The sequence below is a fragment of the Bradyrhizobium septentrionale genome, from assembly GCF_011516645.4.
Classification (GTDB): Bacteria; Pseudomonadota; Alphaproteobacteria; order Rhizobiales; family Xanthobacteraceae; genus Bradyrhizobium; species Bradyrhizobium septentrionale.
The window spans coordinates 655,158-670,386 of the sequence record NZ_CP088285.1 but is presented as its reverse complement, the minus strand read 5'-3'; the positions used below and the strand labels follow the sequence as shown (position 1 = coordinate 670,386).

Annotated in this window: 16 protein-coding genes and 2 pseudogenes; 13 read left to right on the top strand and 5 right to left on the bottom strand. The window is 59.0% G+C overall.

Annotation, left to right across the window (positions count from 1 at the left end; genetic code table 11):
• Window positions 1–130 precede the first annotated feature (130 nt).
• Window positions 131–475, top strand: coding sequence for a TIR domain-containing protein (locus tag HAP48_RS49905; protein WP_084518648.1), 345 nt, complete (start codon window positions 131–133; stop codon window positions 473–475).
• 290 nt (window positions 476–765) lie between these two features.
• On the opposite strand, the gene HAP48_RS05100 is transcribed toward HAP48_RS49905, so the two are convergent.
• Window positions 766–1,026: a Fic family protein gene (locus tag HAP48_RS05100; RefSeq protein WP_224497169.1), complete on the bottom strand. Its 261-nt coding sequence runs from the start codon at window positions 1,024–1,026 to the stop codon at window positions 766–768.
• A 7-nt stretch (window positions 1,027–1,033) separates the two neighbouring features.
• Here HAP48_RS05100 and HAP48_RS05095 point away from each other — a divergent pair.
• From HAP48_RS05095 to HAP48_RS05080, 4 genes and pseudogenes are all read left to right on the top strand, one after another.
• Window positions 1,034–1,801, top strand: a pseudogene (locus HAP48_RS05095) (IS3 family transposase); the annotation flags it as partial.
• Between the two features lie 40 nt (window positions 1,802–1,841).
• Window positions 1,842–2,066 (top strand): hypothetical protein, encoded by a 225-nt coding sequence (locus HAP48_RS05090; RefSeq protein WP_029085191.1) that lies wholly within the window; start codon window positions 1,842–1,844, stop codon window positions 2,064–2,066.
• Between the two features lie 1,203 nt (window positions 2,067–3,269).
• A complete protein-coding gene (locus tag HAP48_RS05085; protein ID WP_166214515.1) occupies window positions 3,270–4,028 on the top strand; it encodes a glucose 1-dehydrogenase in 759 nt (252 codons plus the stop codon).
• A gap of 43 nt (window positions 4,029–4,071) precedes the next feature.
• Window positions 4,072–5,817, top strand: a complete 1,746-nt coding sequence (locus HAP48_RS05080; protein ID WP_166214516.1) for an oleate hydratase — start codon at window positions 4,072–4,074, stop codon at window positions 5,815–5,817.
• A 426-nt stretch (window positions 5,818–6,243) separates the two neighbouring features.
• On the opposite strand, the gene HAP48_RS05075 is transcribed toward HAP48_RS05080, so the two are convergent.
• Window positions 6,244–6,636 (bottom strand): hypothetical protein, encoded by a 393-nt coding sequence (locus tag HAP48_RS05075; protein ID WP_084518698.1) that lies wholly within the window; start codon window positions 6,634–6,636, stop codon window positions 6,244–6,246.
• Between the two features lie 279 nt (window positions 6,637–6,915).
• Here HAP48_RS05075 and HAP48_RS05070 point away from each other — a divergent pair, with 279 nt between their 5' ends.
• The 5 genes from HAP48_RS05070 (at window position 6,916) to HAP48_RS05050 (ending at window position 10,040) form a co-directional block, all read left to right on the top strand.
• Window positions 6,916–7,290: a hypothetical protein gene (locus tag HAP48_RS05070; protein WP_029084429.1), complete on the top strand. Its 375-nt coding sequence runs from the start codon at window positions 6,916–6,918 to the stop codon at window positions 7,288–7,290.
• Window positions 7,291–7,820: 530 nt separating this feature from the next.
• Window positions 7,821–8,252: a hypothetical protein gene (locus tag HAP48_RS05065; RefSeq protein WP_166214517.1), complete on the top strand. Its 432-nt coding sequence runs from the start codon at window positions 7,821–7,823 to the stop codon at window positions 8,250–8,252.
• Between the two features lie 595 nt (window positions 8,253–8,847).
• Window positions 8,848–9,054 carry a cold-shock protein gene (locus tag HAP48_RS05060; RefSeq protein ID WP_029084427.1) on the top strand — a complete coding sequence of 69 codons (207 nt, stop codon included), beginning with the start codon at window positions 8,848–8,850 and terminating at the stop codon, window positions 9,052–9,054.
• A 267-nt stretch (window positions 9,055–9,321) separates the two neighbouring features.
• Window positions 9,322–9,465 carry a hypothetical protein gene (locus tag HAP48_RS05055; RefSeq protein ID WP_156928958.1) on the top strand — a complete coding sequence of 48 codons (144 nt, stop codon included), beginning with the start codon at window positions 9,322–9,324 and terminating at the stop codon, window positions 9,463–9,465.
• Between the two features lie 245 nt (window positions 9,466–9,710).
• Window positions 9,711–10,040 (top strand): hypothetical protein, encoded by a 330-nt coding sequence (locus tag HAP48_RS05050; protein ID WP_035978014.1) that lies wholly within the window; start codon window positions 9,711–9,713, stop codon window positions 10,038–10,040.
• Here HAP48_RS05050 and HAP48_RS05045 read toward each other — a convergent pair.
• Window positions 10,030–10,119: pseudogene (locus HAP48_RS05045) on the bottom strand (DedA family protein); the annotation flags it as partial. The gene HAP48_RS05050 and the pseudogene HAP48_RS05045 sit on opposite strands and share 11 nt — an antisense overlap.
• Between HAP48_RS05045 and HAP48_RS05040 the strand changes: the two are divergent.
• The 3 genes from HAP48_RS05040 (at window position 10,105) to HAP48_RS05030 (ending at window position 12,963) form a co-directional block, all read left to right on the top strand.
• Complete coding sequence (locus HAP48_RS05040) at window positions 10,105–11,325, top strand: prolyl oligopeptidase family protein (protein WP_338028979.1); 1,221 nt, start codon at window positions 10,105–10,107, stop codon at window positions 11,323–11,325. The pseudogene HAP48_RS05045 and the gene HAP48_RS05040 overlap by 15 nt on opposite strands.
• 57 nt (window positions 11,326–11,382) lie before the next feature.
• Entirely contained in the window at window positions 11,383–11,943 is a 561-nt protein-coding gene (locus tag HAP48_RS05035; RefSeq protein ID WP_338028994.1) for a prolyl oligopeptidase family serine peptidase, read from the top strand.
• Between the two features lie 603 nt (window positions 11,944–12,546).
• Window positions 12,547–12,963, top strand: coding sequence for a LysR family transcriptional regulator (locus HAP48_RS05030; protein ID WP_029084426.1), 417 nt, complete (start codon window positions 12,547–12,549; stop codon window positions 12,961–12,963).
• Window positions 12,964–13,299: 336 nt separating this feature from the next.
• On the opposite strand, the gene HAP48_RS50680 is transcribed toward HAP48_RS05030, so the two are convergent.
• Window positions 13,300–13,893, bottom strand: a complete 594-nt coding sequence (locus tag HAP48_RS50680) for a DUF3088 family protein (protein ID WP_215907974.1) — start codon at window positions 13,891–13,893, stop codon at window positions 13,300–13,302.
• A gap of 102 nt (window positions 13,894–13,995) precedes the next feature.
• Window positions 13,996–15,027: an MFS transporter gene (locus HAP48_RS05025; RefSeq protein ID WP_166214518.1), complete on the bottom strand. Its 1,032-nt coding sequence runs from the start codon at window positions 15,025–15,027 to the stop codon at window positions 13,996–13,998.
• Window positions 15,028–15,229 lie beyond the last annotated feature (202 nt).

The window sequence follows — 15,229 nt, the reverse complement described above, 5'->3', positions numbered from 1 at the left end:
CGCGCCCGCAGGGAGCCTGGCTACGGTATGATAGCCGAAGCAACGATTCGGCGGCCAGATCTGGCCTTGACCCCAAGTCCGCGCCGCCGTAGCGCCCCGTCCGAAAGGGCGGGGCGCTTTCCTTTTGCATATGTCCCTTGCGGGCGATTCTAGCAGAGCATCAGATGGGTACGCCGCAACTGTATACTGTCAAACAGGCCTTGGATCGTTGGTCGCGAGCGGTATTGTGGATACGGAAGCAGGCCTTCGATCGCGGGCGCGGCAGAATGTCGTGTTCGAACTCGGCTTCGTTATCGGGAAGTTTGGGGCAGCCAATGTGGCTGCGCTTATGAAGTCGACGGTGGAGAAGCCATCCGACCTTGATGGCATTGCCTATATTCCCTACGGCCCGGGCACTTCCTTGAAGACTGAGCTTGCACGCGAAATGTATCACATGAAAATCCCCTTCGATACCAAGGCTGTTCTTACAGCTTAGGTAAGCCTCGATCGTGCATCAATCTTGAAGAATGCTCGACGTGATCGAAGCCGGCGATGAGGGTGGTGATTGGCCGCGACCCAGGCGCGGCTAAGTAGGCTGATCAGTTTGATCTGCATCGCTAAGTCCAAGGGAGTAACTGGTGCTGCGACCGCCTGCGGCGTCTTTTGAATGCCGCTTGATCAAGTCATTAATGTCGCGCGTTGCGGTAGGTTGCGAGAGCTTGGCAATTTTTCCTACTTCGACGAAGTGAGCTTTCCCTGGAAGTCCGTCGAGCAGCCGATTTAGCATCAGTTGCTGGCGATCGCTGAGGCCGCTCGTGGCATGCTTTCCCAGAACGCTGCCTTCTGCAAGACGCTACCGATGATCGTCTCAGCGCCGTCGAAAGCCCGACCCAGGCAACCGAGAAACCAGTCGAGCCAATTGGTGATGTCGAGCGTGCCACGTCGGGTTCGCTCAAGGATGTCGTAGTAGGCTTTGCGCTCCTTCCGGATTTGCGCGGACATGCTGTAGAAGCGCTGCGTGCTTTGTTCGGAACGCACGAGTGCCAAATCGGCGATCGCCCACGAGCGCCGCCGCTTTGGCCATCGGCGCCTCCACGTTCTGCTCAAGCGGGAGGGCTATGTGATCAACCACAAGAAGCTGTTCCGGCTCTACCGGGAAGAGAAGCTTGCGGTGCGTCGCCGTGGCGGCCGCAGGCGGGCGATCGGGACCCGGGCGCCGATGACGGTGCCGATGGCGCCGAACGACCGCTGGTCGCTCGACTTCGTATCGGATCAGCTCACCGATGGTCGCCGCTTCCGTATCCTCACCGTGGTCGACGACTGCACCCGCGAGTGCCTGGCGCTGGTGGCCGACACCTCGCTCTCGGGCACCCGGGTGGCGCGGGAGCTGGACCGGCTGATGATTGAGCGCGGCAAGCCGAAGATGGTGGTCAGCGACAACGGCAGCGAGCTCACCGGCAACGCCATCCTGACATGGGCTGATCAGAGCCGCGTGGCATGGCACTACATCGCGCCGGGCAAGCCCATGCAGAATGCCTTCATTGAAAGCTTCAACGGCCGGCTGCGCGATGAACTGTTGAACGAGACGCTGTTCATGTCGTTGGCCCAGGCCCGTGTCGCGCTCGGATGCTGGCGGGTCGATTACAACGAGGCACGACCACACTCGCAGCTCGGATGGAAGACGCCGTCCGAGTTCGCCTTCACCTGCCACCTGCGGCGGGAGCTGGCGCTGCGCTATGCCGAGGGCTCCGCGCCAGCTCCCGCCGCTGCCACCGCCCAACCGGGCAAATCCAACAGCCGGGGCGAACTCAGGACTGGATAAAACTTGGGGGCAAGGTCATGCGACCTGGAGGGAACAGGCCGTGGCGACCAGGTTTGAGCGGATCGACGCTTTCGCACGGCCTGCGATCCTGCCGCGCCTCCGCCGTGTGCAGGCATGGCGCCGCGTCCGGCTGCAGCGCCTCCTATCTGATCCCAACATCGCACAGAAAGATCCGGGAAGGCTCAAGTCCATCAAAGCCGCACAAAATTACATGGCCGTCTCCGTGCGCGTCAAAGCCATCCTTGCCGGGATCATCGATCGCTAGGGGCGCCGGGAGCGGCGCGGTGTCGAGTGCGCGAAATCACCGCATGCGCCGCCTCGTGATAAGCGGTGATCTCGCGCTCTTCTAACACTTCGACCCGCTTGATTTCCGGAAATTGACAGCGGGACCGTCGACCGAGATTGCTGGGCGTAGCTTTGACGCGCGCATCCGCGTGATGGCAGAGAGCTTCCGTTCTGGACGCAGCCTCGGTGTTGGCCTACTCGCTTCAAGCTTTGCCAGCGCGGCAAGTACGATGCCGGTTGCGAGTTAGCCTTCAGACCATCTCCTCAGCGCCTCTATGGCGTTCTCCAAAGCCTTTTCATGGCATAATCTCCACGGGCGGCCTGCGGAAAAGCGCGCGGGCGGCTGGAGGGGCCACCCGCGCTAGTTTGCGCTTCGAAGAGGCTTTGCTGTCTCATGGGGGTTGCGCGAGCATATGAGCAGCCGAGCCATACATGCGTCAGCAACCAGCGTGCCAAGCCATCGTACCGGCATTCCGCCTGAACAGAGACAAAACGCTGCGCTTTCAACCCGCGGTCCCCGAACAGCTGTTTGCGCCTCGATTGCAGTTCCCCACATGCATGTCATCGACCGGACACAGCTGAGCGAGATCAGACGTGCAGGGATGCAACGGCGCCACGCAGCGCCGATGACGGTTAATCCAGGTCTTTCATCGTGTCGAAACTGGCAGCAAAACTGCCTGCGCTGCCGATGCTTGCGGGGGCGCCACGATCGACATGAAGCCGCTGTAAATAGGGCTGGGTGCAAACATCACGACGTTCGCAAGTCGGAAAGAGAACAAAACCCACACAAAACAATGCGAACTGTGGACCATTTTTTGGCACGAAGAATGCAGACCCTCGATATGCCCAGGGGCGCCCTCCCCTGGACATGGCCACCATCGCAACTTGAGGCCGTGGCTGGCCACTTGAGGTTAGCGGCGCGTGATATCGACGAGGGACAGTGCCTGTGCAGGACACGGGCAGGCACCTGCGTCACGTCGCCGCTAACTTCTGTCCGTCGCCAACAGCGCATCAATGGTTGGTCCGCTTAGCATTGACGTGTCGATAAGAAGGCACCCGCGATTCACACAGAGCATTCCGCACATTCTCGACACTTCGCGCGTCATAACGGATGACCCTCGCGTCCTCTTCGTCGCCTGGAAGACGCTGCACCGCCATTGATCAACGGAACGAGCCAACGACTATGGGACGTGTGAACGACAAGGTCATTCTGGTGACCGGCGGGGCTCGCGGAATGGGGGCAGCTAATGCGCGCCTGCTGGTGGCTGAGGGGGCCAGGGTCGTGATCACTGATATTCTTCATACAGAAGGAGAGGCTCTCGCGGCTCAACTTGGCAATTCGACCATCTATGTGCCTCAGGACGTTACCCAGCCGAAGCAGTGGGCCGAGGCGGTCGCAAGCGCCGAGGGTCGCTTCGGCGCGCTCCACGGGCTGGTCAACAACGCCGCGATCGCCAACATAGCCCCTATTGAGCAGTTCTCGCTCGATCAGTGGAACAAGACCCTTGCCGTCAATCTAACCGGCGTATTCCTCGGAATGCAGGCAGCCCTACCGGCCATCCGGCGCGCGGGCGGAGGTTCGATCGTCAACGTCTCGTCCGTCGAGGGGCTGCGGGGCAGTGCCGGACTCCACGCCTATGTCGCTTCGAAGTTCGGCGTGCGGGGCATAACCAAGTCCGCTGCACTGGAAGCCGCGGCCTCGGGAGTCCGCATCAACTCGATCCATCCCGGCTTCATTGCCACCCCGATGACCGAGAGCTTCGAGTCCTCCCTTTTCCCCGTTCCACTCGGGCGGGCAGCCGAGCCGCAGGAAGTATCGCAGGTCGTCTTGTTCCTCCTCAGCGACGAGTCCAGCTACCTTACCGGTTCGGAGGTCGTCATCGATGGAGGTCTGACGGTCGGCGTCCCACGCAAATGCCTGGCGCCCGAGAACCTCTTTTGATTAGCCTGACTGAATGTCCAATCTAGTCGGATAGAATGTTGCGATGTACTACGGTAGCGGAAATTACGAAGCTTTTGCCCGCCCTCGCAAACCCGAAGGTGTGGACAACAAGACTGCGTGGTTCGTCGGTGCGGGCCTGGCGGCGCTTTCCGGTGCGGCCTTCCTGATCCGCGATGGCCATATGCGTGGCGACCGGATCACCATCCTCGAACGGCTGAAGATACCCGGTGGGGCTCTCGACGGTAACCAAGACCTAGGAAGGGGCTTCGTGGTCCGGGGAGGCCGCGAGATGGAGGATCATTTCGAGTGCCTATGGGACTTGTTCCGGTCGATCCCTTCGCTGGAAACTGAAGGTGCCAGCGTGCTCGACGAATTCTACTGGTTGAACAAGGATGATCCGAACTACTCGCTGCAACGGGCGACGGTGAACCAGGGACAGGACGCGCGCACCGACGGCCTTTTCACTCTGAGCGAAAAGGCGGAGAAGGAATTGATCGCCGTCTTTCTTGCCTCCCGTGAGGAGATGGAGAACAGGCGTATCGACGAAGTGTTCGGGAAAGAGTTTTTCTGCAGCAATTTTTGGCTCTATTGGCGGACGATGTTCGCCTTTGCGGAGTGGCATTCCGCCCTGGAGATGAAGCTTTATCTGCATAGGTTCATCCATCATATCGGGGGCCTACCGGATTTCAGCGCGCTGAAGTTTACCAGGTACAATCAGTATGAATCGCTGGTTCTACCGTTGTGCAAATGGCTGTTGGAGCAGGGCGTCAACTTCCGCTACGACGTCGAAGTCACCGATGTCGATTTCGACATAAAGGCCGGATGCAAGCAGGCCACGGCTATCCACTGGCTGGAGGACGGCGTCGCCGGCGGCATCGGCCTTGGCGCCGACGATCTTGTCTTCATGACGATCGGGTCGCTCACCGAAAACTCGGACCAGGCAGACCATCACACGCCCTCCAGGCTCGACGAAGGCCCGGCGCCTGCTTGGGATCTGTGGCGGCGTATTGCGGCCAAGGACGCGGCGTTCGGCCGCCCGGATGTCTTCGGCGGCAATATTCCTGCAACCAAATGGCAATCGGCGACGATCACGACTCTAGATGCGCGCATTCCAGCCTATATCCGCAAGATCGCCAAACGCGATCCGTTCAGCGGCAAGGTCGTCACGGGAGGGATCGTCACGGCGAAGGATTCGAACTGGCTGCTCAGTTGGACTGTAAACCGTCAACCGCATTTCAAGTACCAGCCCAGTAATCAGATCGTCGTCTGGGTCTACTCACTTTTCGTCGACAAGCCTGGCGACTACGTGAACAAGCCGATGCAAGATTGCACGGGCGAGGAAATCACGCAGGAATGGTTGTATCACCTCGGCGTGCCGGTCGAGGACATACCGGGACTCGCCGCGATGGCCGCAAAGACAGTGCCGGTGATGATGCCCTACGTCACCTCTCTCTTCATGCCGCGGCAGGCGGGTGATCGACCAAATGTCGTGCCCAAAGGCGCTATCAATTTTGCCTTCATCGGCCAGTTTGCTGAGTCGGCGGAGAGCGATTGCGTCTTCACGACCGAATACTCAGTGCGCACGGCGATGGAGGCCGTCTACACGCTCCTCAACGTCGAACGTGGTGTGCCAGAGGTGTTCAATTCGACCTATGATATCCGCAAGCTGCTTGCGGCAATCGGCAGACTGCGCGACGGCAAGGAAATCCGAATTCCCGGTCCGGCGTTCTTGCGCGACCTAATGCTGAAGAATATCGGCGCTACAGAACCCGGCAAGACTGCTCAATGAATATCATCGATCTCCGAGTGAGGGCTTTGTGCGTTCGCCTGTCTTGTGCAGCTGGAGAGCTCGTTCTCCACGGCCCGTACGAGTGTGAATTGCAAGGGGCAAGCCCTTCGTCGAGTGTCGAAGGCGGCACACTCGTAACATTGCACATGACGGCACACGCGAAGGGCGGAATTGTTCTCGGGCCGCGATTCATAACATGGCGTGGTAATGGAAGCCGCAACAATCGTGCCCGCACATAATGCTGGCGGCCGACCCGTCTGCGTGACACTCGCGTTCGATGTGCCACCTGAGCTCCAAATCGACCAGGTGGCGGAAGGAGGTTTTCTCAGGACGCGCCGAGATGCAGTATCCATAACGTCGCCGGTCGGCGACGTGCAGCCCGGCTGCGGATAAAGCAGAGTGCGATCGGGGCCTTGTTTCTCAAGCTTAGTGGGTTGCTTGCCTTACCGCAGACGATGGCGATGGTTTGAGATGATCCAATATTTTCGAGCCTTCGCTGAACGACTTCGACCAGAATTTCTCCGCGAAGTCCAGATGGCACTTCAGTAGCTCTGAGGGAGTTTTAGAGTCGGCAAGATTTCTCAGAAAGCTTGCTTGTTCGTGCAGAGAGGAAGCAGCCAAACTTAATCCATCCTTTAATGCCGCGGCGTACAGGTGCCTTGTCGATTCGATCGATTTTTGCCATTCCGGAAAAATTGATGGAATGCGTGATGCCGCTGCTGCAGGTTCTCCAACGCCATCGGCGGCGGCGCCGGTCAGTCCGGGCTCTGGACGTGGCCGCCGTTCGCGTTTCTCGTCTTCGGTTGTATTCGCGTTCATTCGACGTCTCCTAGCCTAAAAGAGGATTTGTAACACCTGAGTTGTTCGCTGCTCAGTTCCGATCGTCAACCTTCAGAAGGTTACCACACCCTCCAACATGTCATACCTACCTCTTTTGGTACGGCGTGATCGCGCCGCAAATTGCGCATTCTAGGCGCCACTTGCTGGAATGTTCACCCATCCCCGGTTCAGAGGCTGAGAACCGCGGCAACCTCGTTGAGGACGAGCGCTGACTGTGTAGATCGACGGTGCTGCCAAAGGTGGTGCGGTCGCACGTCGATGCGCTTTGCCGTGATTGCGGCTGGCATTGGCCGCCATCACGCTCGCATCCATCGCGATGGCGCGGGAACGATAACCTGCCGTTTGGGCGGGGCGGCTCACGGGTATGGCGCGGACGCCTGGTTGATGTTGGGGGCGACGCCCGGCCGTTCAATCCGAACGACGCCGTCCATGTCGATATCCTGGATTCTCGAAGTCGGGATCGAGCAGGCGAAGCCCCGTGGCGACGTCATCAACGTTCGTCTCCCCATCCGGCTCTCGGAATCGGCCATCTGCATATTCCGTTTCGCGATTGCGCGTGCATTCGGTTTGCCTGTCGCGGGCGCGCGGCGCTTTTGCCTGCCACTTTCTCCTTTTGAGCGTCACGATGTGTAGCAGGCTATACTAACAGCTTAGTCCAGTCTCGTAAAACCGCCGCTCGACCCGCGCCGCAGGAAATTGAGGCTTTTCCGGCGAGGTGTGTTGTGGGCATGGCGAGATACTCCTTTGTCAGTGGGCTAAGAACGGTCCGAACCGGGCGCTCATCGTACCCCGTAGGTCAAGGTGCACACCGCGCAAAGATCGGCGCAGGCAACGATGCCGTCGGCTGTGCTGCCGATCGATAGTGATGCTGTGGCTGATGAAGGGGCGCGCACAGCTTGGGTCCGCCAGGTAGGCCCATACTGGCCCGTGGCGCTGCGGCCGGAGAGCAATATCAGCTACGCTGATGCCCGAGGCCTTTCACGTCTCGAGGCAAACGAGCTCGCGCGTTGACCTTGACGCCCCGCGGCGAGGTAAATCTGGGCCGTCGCGCTCGCGGTTAGCCAATATAGTTGAGGTTAACCGCGCTATGTTATTGACGTTGCGCCCCTATGCTTGATCCATTGCACCGGAAACTGCACACCCGGCCCACCGGAGAGGTGGAAGTGTCCTTCCAGCTGACCGTCCTGAAAGTGCTGGCCGGCCAATCTGCCGGGCGGGCCTCCGTTGCCGACATAAGGCACGCCGTTGAAATCCTGATGAACAGCGGCCGTGACTGGACCGATCGCATGAAGCGGCTGGCCGAACGCGCACCTGACCTGAATATCTTCTCGGCCGGGTTTGTCTTTCGCGATACTCTTGGCTGGGAAATCACGGAAGAGGGGCGGCAATTCCTCTCCGCGCTCGAAAAGGCCGTCGCCGATCAGAGCGAGCGGCCTCGATCAGCCATCGATCCCCCATCCAGCGAAGTCACCGCGCAACCGGTCATGGATGCGCAAAATCACTTATTCCTCCCCATAGTCACCGTCAAAGGTCGCGGCGTCGCCGCGGGAAAGGCGGGTCTAATCGACGTAGAGCATGACGCGGCGCAGCTTTAACTTGTCACGCGGCCTCTGGCCGAACCGCGTGCCGATATTTTGCAGCGAAGTTTCTAAGAGTGTGTCGTATCAACTTCCTGACAGTGGTCTCAAGCTGACAATAGAACCTCGACAATCTCTCAACGCGCGATGAATGGGCGGAGCACGCCCCGATGGGCGGCATTCATGTTTGGTGGAGTGGGCGCGCGTCGATTCGCGCAGCTTGGATAAATGAGTTGATTTTCAACGTAGGATGTTGTTGTCGCCGCGTGAGCCGATCGCTTACAAGCTCAGCGCGTGTAAATCTTTTGAAGAGCGTGGGTGAAACTGGCTAATCCCATTGGTAAGCAAGTGTTGCGTACATGGACCAGGCCGGAATCCTGCTCATCAAGCCGACGCGCGCGCGGAAGCTGCGTCTGTGGCGTAATTTGTGCAGTCTAACCGCTTAATTGTGGAAGTGGACTTCCTCGAAGGATGTGGCGAGTTTCCGAGCCGACACCTTAGTTGCTGCGCTGCTCTCGCAGGCGACAGCTGAGACGTTGCTCTCTTGCCGGGGAGCTTGATGACTGCGAAAGTCCTGGTTAGATCACTGTCCTTCAATTTGGAGAATCGTGCGGTGGCAATGGGTATTGTGAAGTGGTTCAATCCGACGAAGGGATATGGCTTCATCAGGCCGGAAGATGGAGGGCCGGATGTCTTCGTGCATATCCGTGCAGTCGAGAAGGCAGGCTATACGGGGTTAGAAGAGGGGGCTCGGGTCAGTTACGAGCTGAAGGCCAATCGCTCGGGCAAGATGTCAGCCGAAGATCTCCGGGTCGGGTAATCAGATCTGTGCGGTGATCTCTCTCCACTCGTCAGACTGCCGTCCGGTCCGGCCGCGGAGGACTGCTGCGCGCTACTGATGGACCGGCTCTTGTGGCGTGTGCGTCGTCACGTTCAGCGAGAGCGTGCAAGCGCAATCTCTCGAATGGTCCACGCTTGGCAAGCAGTCGAGGAACCGAATGGTTGGCGCGCGGTTTGTGCGTTTCGCAAGGAGTTCGTCCAACTCGGCAAAAGCTTGCAGCTACCATGAACGATGTCGGAGATCGCCATGCACGCCGCCCTGAGCCTGATCGCGATCTGGCTGCTGATCAACGCGCTGTTCTTTGTCGTGATGACGCCCGTCGGTAAATCGGCCCGTAACGCTCGGCGGGAAGCAGAGCGTACACACTCCATGTTCGGAGGTAAGCATTAGGCGACCGGCGGGTACATCGCCACGTCCCGGTCATGGCCCTAACGATCGAAGCCGCTGGTCTATCCGAAGACGCGAGGCTATCCGCCCGGCAATTCGTCGATGTCAACTTCTGAACCAATGTCGGCAAGTTGACATCGCCATGCGGCCGGAGCGGCTGAAACGCACGACTTTTCGGCCGGCACGCGGCTTGCAGTGTTCGAGCTGCCAGCTGGCACAAGCCGCCCAATGCACGCTGACGAGATCGGATGCGCATTGTTGGCTGCTTCCGCTTAACGCGAGACCTGCAAGCGTGGCCGTTCGACCTCATCCGGGACAAGCCCATGAACACGTCAGTGCTCTCCACCGCGTTGCGCTCGATTGCCTGTTTCACCTCCGCGGCGCTGTTGCAAGAGCGGACGGCTGCGGGGCCGGCTGACGACCCATTCCTTTGGCTCGAGGAGATCGAAGCGCCGCGCGCATTGGCTTGGGCACGGGCCGAGAACGACAAGACGCTTGGCGTGTTCCAGTCAGATCCCCGCTATCGGCGCTTTTACGAAGAGGCGCTCACCATCCTGCAGGCCAAGGAAGCAGGATGATCACGGCGCCCCATTCAGCATAGGAGGCGCGGAACGCGTCGACCTTGTCGGACAGGCCGTTAAGATGGATCAGCTTATGTCTACGGTTCGAACGGCGGCGACACACGGTCACCGGCGGCGCCGGCGTGACCGGATTCCGTACGTTTCGTTGGGGCGGCGCGGTCTGGAAAATTTCTGGCAAGACGACACGCAGGTGCGCGGCGTCTGGCGGCGCACCACGCTTGAGAGCTATCGCAGCCAAGACCCGCGATGGGAGACCATCCTCGATGTGGACGAACTGGCTGTCGCCGAGAACAAGAATTGGGTCTTTAAAGGTGGCAACTGCCTTCCGCCGGAAGAACGCCTCTGCCTGCTAACGCTTTCCGATGGCGGTAAGGACGCCGCGTTCATCCGTGAGTTCGACCGAGACGCCAAGGCCTTCGTTGAGGCCGGCTTTGATCTTCCCCAGGGTAAGCAGAGTGTCCGATGGCTCGATGGTGACACAGTCCTTCTTGCACGAGACTGGGGCGAAGGGACCCTGACGCAGGCCGGCTACCCCTTCGTGGTGAAGGAGCTCAAACGCGCTCAGCCGCTCGCTGAGGCGCGCGAGATTTTTCGGGGCCAACCGACCGATGTTCAGACGATGCCCTTCGTACTTCGTGACAGTGAAGGCCATATCCATGCGGCCGGCGCCATCCGCGTGATCAGCTCCTTCGAGCACGAGTATGTGCTCTTCGGCGCCAATGGGCCTATCACGCTCAATCTGCCCAGGAAGGCGGCTATCGTTGGGGTCGTGAGTGGCCGCCTGCTTGTGACGCTTGACGAAGAATGGACGCCGCCCGGCGACACCAGCTTCGCGACCGGTTCGATGATCTCGTATGACCTGGCCGAATGGAAGCAAGATCCGCTGCGCGCTAGACCGTCGCTTGTCTTCCAGCCTGGGCTCCGGCAGGCACTGAGCGGGCTCAGTCGCACGAGGAACTTGATGATCCTGACGATCCTTGACAACGTTCAGAGCAAGGCGTTCATCTACAAGTATGATCAAGGGGCTTGGTCCGCCACGCCGATCCCGGTCCCGGACAATGCGAATGTTAGCGTGTCAGCAGGTGATGTTCACGGTCTCCGACTATTTCACGCCAACATCGCTTTGGTACTTCGATGCCGCGAGCAAACAACTCGAGGCATTAAAGACGGCACCTGCGGCCTTCGATGGATCCCGGCATGTCGTGGAGCAGCTCGAAGCGACCTCGCGCGATGGCACGCGGATTCCCTACTTTCTGGTGCGGCCCAAGAACGCAAGATTTGACGGCGCGATCCTGACGCTTCTCTATGGTTATGGCGGGTTCCAGATTCCGCTCCTTCCATTCTATGCGGGACCAATGGGGCGGCTCTGGCTCGAACAGGGCAATGCTTATCTCGTTGCGAATCTGCGCGGGAAAACCTGATCCGCCGGAACATCACCAGTCCACGACGACTAGGCGTGATCGGCGGCAGCCAGGGCGGACTGCTTGTTGGCGCCGCAATCACCCAACGGCCCGAGCTCTTCAACGCGGCGATCATCCAGGTTCCGCTCTCTGACATGCTTCGATTCACCAAACTGGGCGCGGGCGCCTCCTGGATCGCCGAGTATGGTGACCCCACCATTCCCGAGCAGCGCACGTGGATCGAGGCCTACTCGCCCTACCAAAAGCTGGTGCCGGGCAAGACTTACCCCGCCCCTTTAATTCTCACCTCCACCAAGGATGGTCGCGTGCATCCAGCGCACGGCCGCAAGGCCGCCGCGAGGCTCGCTGCGCTGGGCCAGCCTTACTTCTACTACGAGAACATCGATGGGGGACATAGCGCTGCGGCCAATCTGATCGAATATGCGCGTCAGCTAGCCCTCGAATACACCTATGCATCCAGGCGGCTTTGTCTTGAGTAAGTTCGACGGACGGGGTGATCAAAGCCGATAAAGACCAGTCGTCTCGGCATCGCCACGTTGGTCAGCGGAGCTCATCAGCCGGCCGCAAGGCGATACCACCGAACGACGCGATCGGCGGGCAGGATGGTACGCCGGACTTTGACGACCCTTGGGAATTCGCGCCGCGCCCGAGAGGTCTTCGAACACGAGGTCGCCAATTGCGGCTCGCCATCCAGTCTGGCTAACCGCCCGCATTTCGGTCTGGCCGAATTTTCGCAGAGCATGATTGGCCCAAGACTTGCTACTCCAACCTCAAACTCCGTGAAATTCTTAAGAGATCACGCAGCAATCTCATGTTGCACCGAGCGGAGTTCTCCACTCGAAGCGAGCCTCACAGGCCAAGAGATCCGAAGCGCCTATGTGCCTCGATCGAGGTTTGATCGGAAGGTGGGCAGGGAGAGTAGGTTGGTAAGTTTGCCTGGCGGGCCGAGGGTCGAACGAGGTCTCAGTGGTTGGGCGGTCCCGCCAGTCAGCAATATCGGTTGTAGGTGCTGAAGAGAATCCAGGCTCATTGCAGGCCCAATAACAGCCACGCAGTTAGAGGGCGGGAAAGAAGCAAGTCAGATGCACAAACTACCGATCTTGAAAAGCCTTCATCTGTTTGAGGCGGTGAGCGAGTTTCCAAGCTTCTCAAAGGCGGCTGAGCGGCTGAACATGACGACCGGAGCGGTAAGTTACCAGATGCGCATCCTTGAAATTTGGTTCGGCAGGAGGCTGTTCGTTCGCCACAGCTCGGGCGTGCGGCTGACGTCCGACGGCGAACAGCTAAAGCACAGCTGTGCGAGCGTGTTCACAATGCTCGAGAAAGGATGCTACGAACTGCGAAGGCGCGATGCGGGAAGATCAGTGGTGGTGGGGTGCTCAACCACATTCTTGTCGCATAGCCTCTTACCTCGGATTGGTGCGTTCCGCCAACTACATTCGGACATTGACTTTGTCTTCGAGACCGATGCCGATCTAAACGCGTATCCGGCATATTGAAGCAACCGCTTCCCGTCCATGAGGTGCACGTATCCAACGAAATGATTGGCCCTGTAAGCAGCGCCGGCTGCACTCGAGGCGATCAAAAGCCCAGAAGACATCTTGTCAATTCCTCTGCTGCACGCGTCCGTCAGGTTGGACGCCTGGAACGAATGGGCCAACGCAGCTGCAATATGTTTGCGGGGATCGCGTGACGTCGTGTTCGATACATTCCCCTAGCTGTGAAGGCGGCCAAAAAGCGGACTTGGAGCCGCAATATCGTCGCAGGTTCTGGTCAGAAGCAACCTTAAAAAGGGGGAGCTTGTGGCTCCATTTGGCTTTGTGCCGATCGATCGCTCAATCTACATGTTTGTCAGTGAGCACGCGCGAAATATGGTCGCTGTTAAAGAGTTTCGGCGGAGGGTATTGGCAGAAATACTCAGCCGGGACTATCCACTGTCGCCGCTCCACGACGTGTCTCAAGAGGCGAAGCAGGTAGTCAATTGAAACTGTACCCGCAGGCTCACTCGTCACGTGAGTTCGTTGATGGCCGCGTGTCGACTTCCATAGCAGGCTCACACGAGGCAGAGTCTTCACGGATGAGGGGCCGGAAATCCGTGGTGCACTGCTAAGAGATGCAGGATTGTAAAAGGATCGTCGACATAGGCCAACCCCTTCGCGTATTCCGCATTTCCCCGGTGCAACGCTTCCCTTCTCGAAAATGAGAACGGGCACGGACTGATGATCGGGGCCGAGCCTCTCGATGAGCTCGGTTCGTGGCCGCAGCCAAGCAATCCGGTGAAGGTCGAGATTGGTGGCCCGACTTGGGAACGCGGACAGCACCCCCTCCAGCACGGCGCATTGCCAGCAATAGAACTCCTGCCCCGGAAATGCCGGATCTGCAAAGGGTCGTTCTAGAAGGCGCAGCTGATCGCGTGGCGTAGTGTGCATCGTGGATCTATCGATCGACAGGACATGAAATTTGAGAATGCCTGGATCTGACTATGGCGAAGGTCGGGACGACGAAAGCGAGAAATGCGCTAGCTGCACATATCAGCACGACCAGCCGGAAAGAGAGCTGATCACCCAGAAACGAAAAAACATGCCATTGCCTGCGACGCCGCTATAAGTACAACATTGAAACAGCCCGGAAAGGCGGCCGGCTCGATTCGGCGCCACTAACGAAACCATGTGCGTGTGAGCGGCAGCCGCAAATATTTGGCCGAAGCCAAGCATCGCGCTGCTGGAAGCGATCGCCACAGGCAGGCCCGCATCGAGTGACATGATTGCCAGGCATGCCGCGAGTAGCACCGCGGCCCCGGCGATGGTTGGTAAGGCGCCCAACCGGTCGAAAATCGGCTTGACAGCTAGCGCGCCCAGCAAGGCGAAAACGCCATTCGTCATGACAAACGTCAATAGAACGCCTCGATCAAGCACTCCTGCAGTTGTGGCACGTATTGCAGGATAGACGTTGATGAGGCCCGCTCCCAGATTGAGAAGAAGGACCGCAAAGAACGCGGGATAGAGCGGCGCCAAATCCAACATGGTTCCCGAGGACGGCGATTCAAGGACTGACGGAAGTCTATTGGAACGCTGCTTGATGCCAAAGAGCACCATCAAGGAAAGCATGACCGCCGATAAGTTGAGAGCCAAAACGCCGGGCAAGTGCAGCTGGTCGACGAGCATGGCACCTGCAAACATTCCGAGCAGATATGTGAGCCAGTCGATGTTGGCGATGTTGCGACGCACCGAGATCATGCTGTCTTCGGATGTGATACGGCGGAAGAAAGAGACTTCCGCGGACAAGTAGACGGGCTGGACCAAGCTCAGGACAGCGATTGAAGCATAGCTCAAAACAGAATCGATCTCGTCCGTGAAGGAGATGGAGAGCAGGGTGCAAATTCGAAGCACATTTACGATCATCATGACAGCGATCGGATCGCTTCTGTCGATAGGAGCAAAAATGACCGCAATCCCAAGGCCTGCAGCGCTGAAGAGATTGCTTTGCAGATCGGGGCTTTTGGAATTGATCTCGGCCGCGGCCAGATAGGATTGCAGAGCAGCTCGTGGTTTGTCTTGCCGCATCAAGATGTTGCCCTGCTCGAAGTGAGCTCCTACGCCGCATCAGCGCTTTACACCACGCTCGCCAGCCTCTCAGGCGCCCTCTGACGAATAAGACGGGCTAGTCGGGCGCGATCGGATCAGTAAGGCGGCGATTGACACTATAGGAGCCGTCAGCGCGTATGGGGAATGTCCTTTAAGAGTTGATCCAGATGGCCACGTGGGC

What these genes read in the sequence shown, in the direction of transcription:
- HAP48_RS05075 (WP_084518698.1), bottom strand. Translation starts at nt 6,636, where the DNA reads ATGAACGCGAATACAACCGAAGACGAGAAACGCGAACGGCGGCCACGT.
- HAP48_RS05080 (WP_166214516.1), top strand. Translation starts at nt 4,072, where the DNA reads ATGTACTACGGTAGCGGAAATTACGAAGCTTTTGCCCGCCCTCGCAAA.
- HAP48_RS49905 (WP_084518648.1), top strand. Translation starts at nt 131, where the DNA reads ATGTCCCTTGCGGGCGATTCTAGCAGAGCATCAGATGGGTACGCCGCA.
- HAP48_RS05070 (WP_029084429.1), top strand. Translation starts at nt 6,916, where the DNA reads ATGCGCTTTGCCGTGATTGCGGCTGGCATTGGCCGCCATCACGCTCGC.
- HAP48_RS05055 (WP_156928958.1), top strand. Translation starts at nt 9,322, where the DNA reads ATGCACGCCGCCCTGAGCCTGATCGCGATCTGGCTGCTGATCAACGCG.
- HAP48_RS05050 (WP_035978014.1), top strand. Translation starts at nt 9,711, where the DNA reads ATGCGCATTGTTGGCTGCTTCCGCTTAACGCGAGACCTGCAAGCGTGG.
- HAP48_RS05030 (WP_029084426.1), top strand. Translation starts at nt 12,547, where the DNA reads ATGCACAAACTACCGATCTTGAAAAGCCTTCATCTGTTTGAGGCGGTG.
- HAP48_RS05025 (WP_166214518.1), bottom strand. Translation starts at nt 15,027, where the DNA reads ATGCGGCAAGACAAACCACGAGCTGCTCTGCAATCCTATCTGGCCGCG.
- HAP48_RS05040 (WP_338028979.1), top strand. Translation starts at nt 10,105, where the DNA reads ATGGATCAGCTTATGTCTACGGTTCGAACGGCGGCGACACACGGTCAC.
- HAP48_RS50680 (WP_215907974.1), bottom strand. Translation starts at nt 13,893, where the DNA reads ATGCACACTACGCCACGCGATCAGCTGCGCCTTCTAGAACGACCCTTT.
- HAP48_RS05085 (WP_166214515.1), top strand. Translation starts at nt 3,270, where the DNA reads ATGGGACGTGTGAACGACAAGGTCATTCTGGTGACCGGCGGGGCTCGC.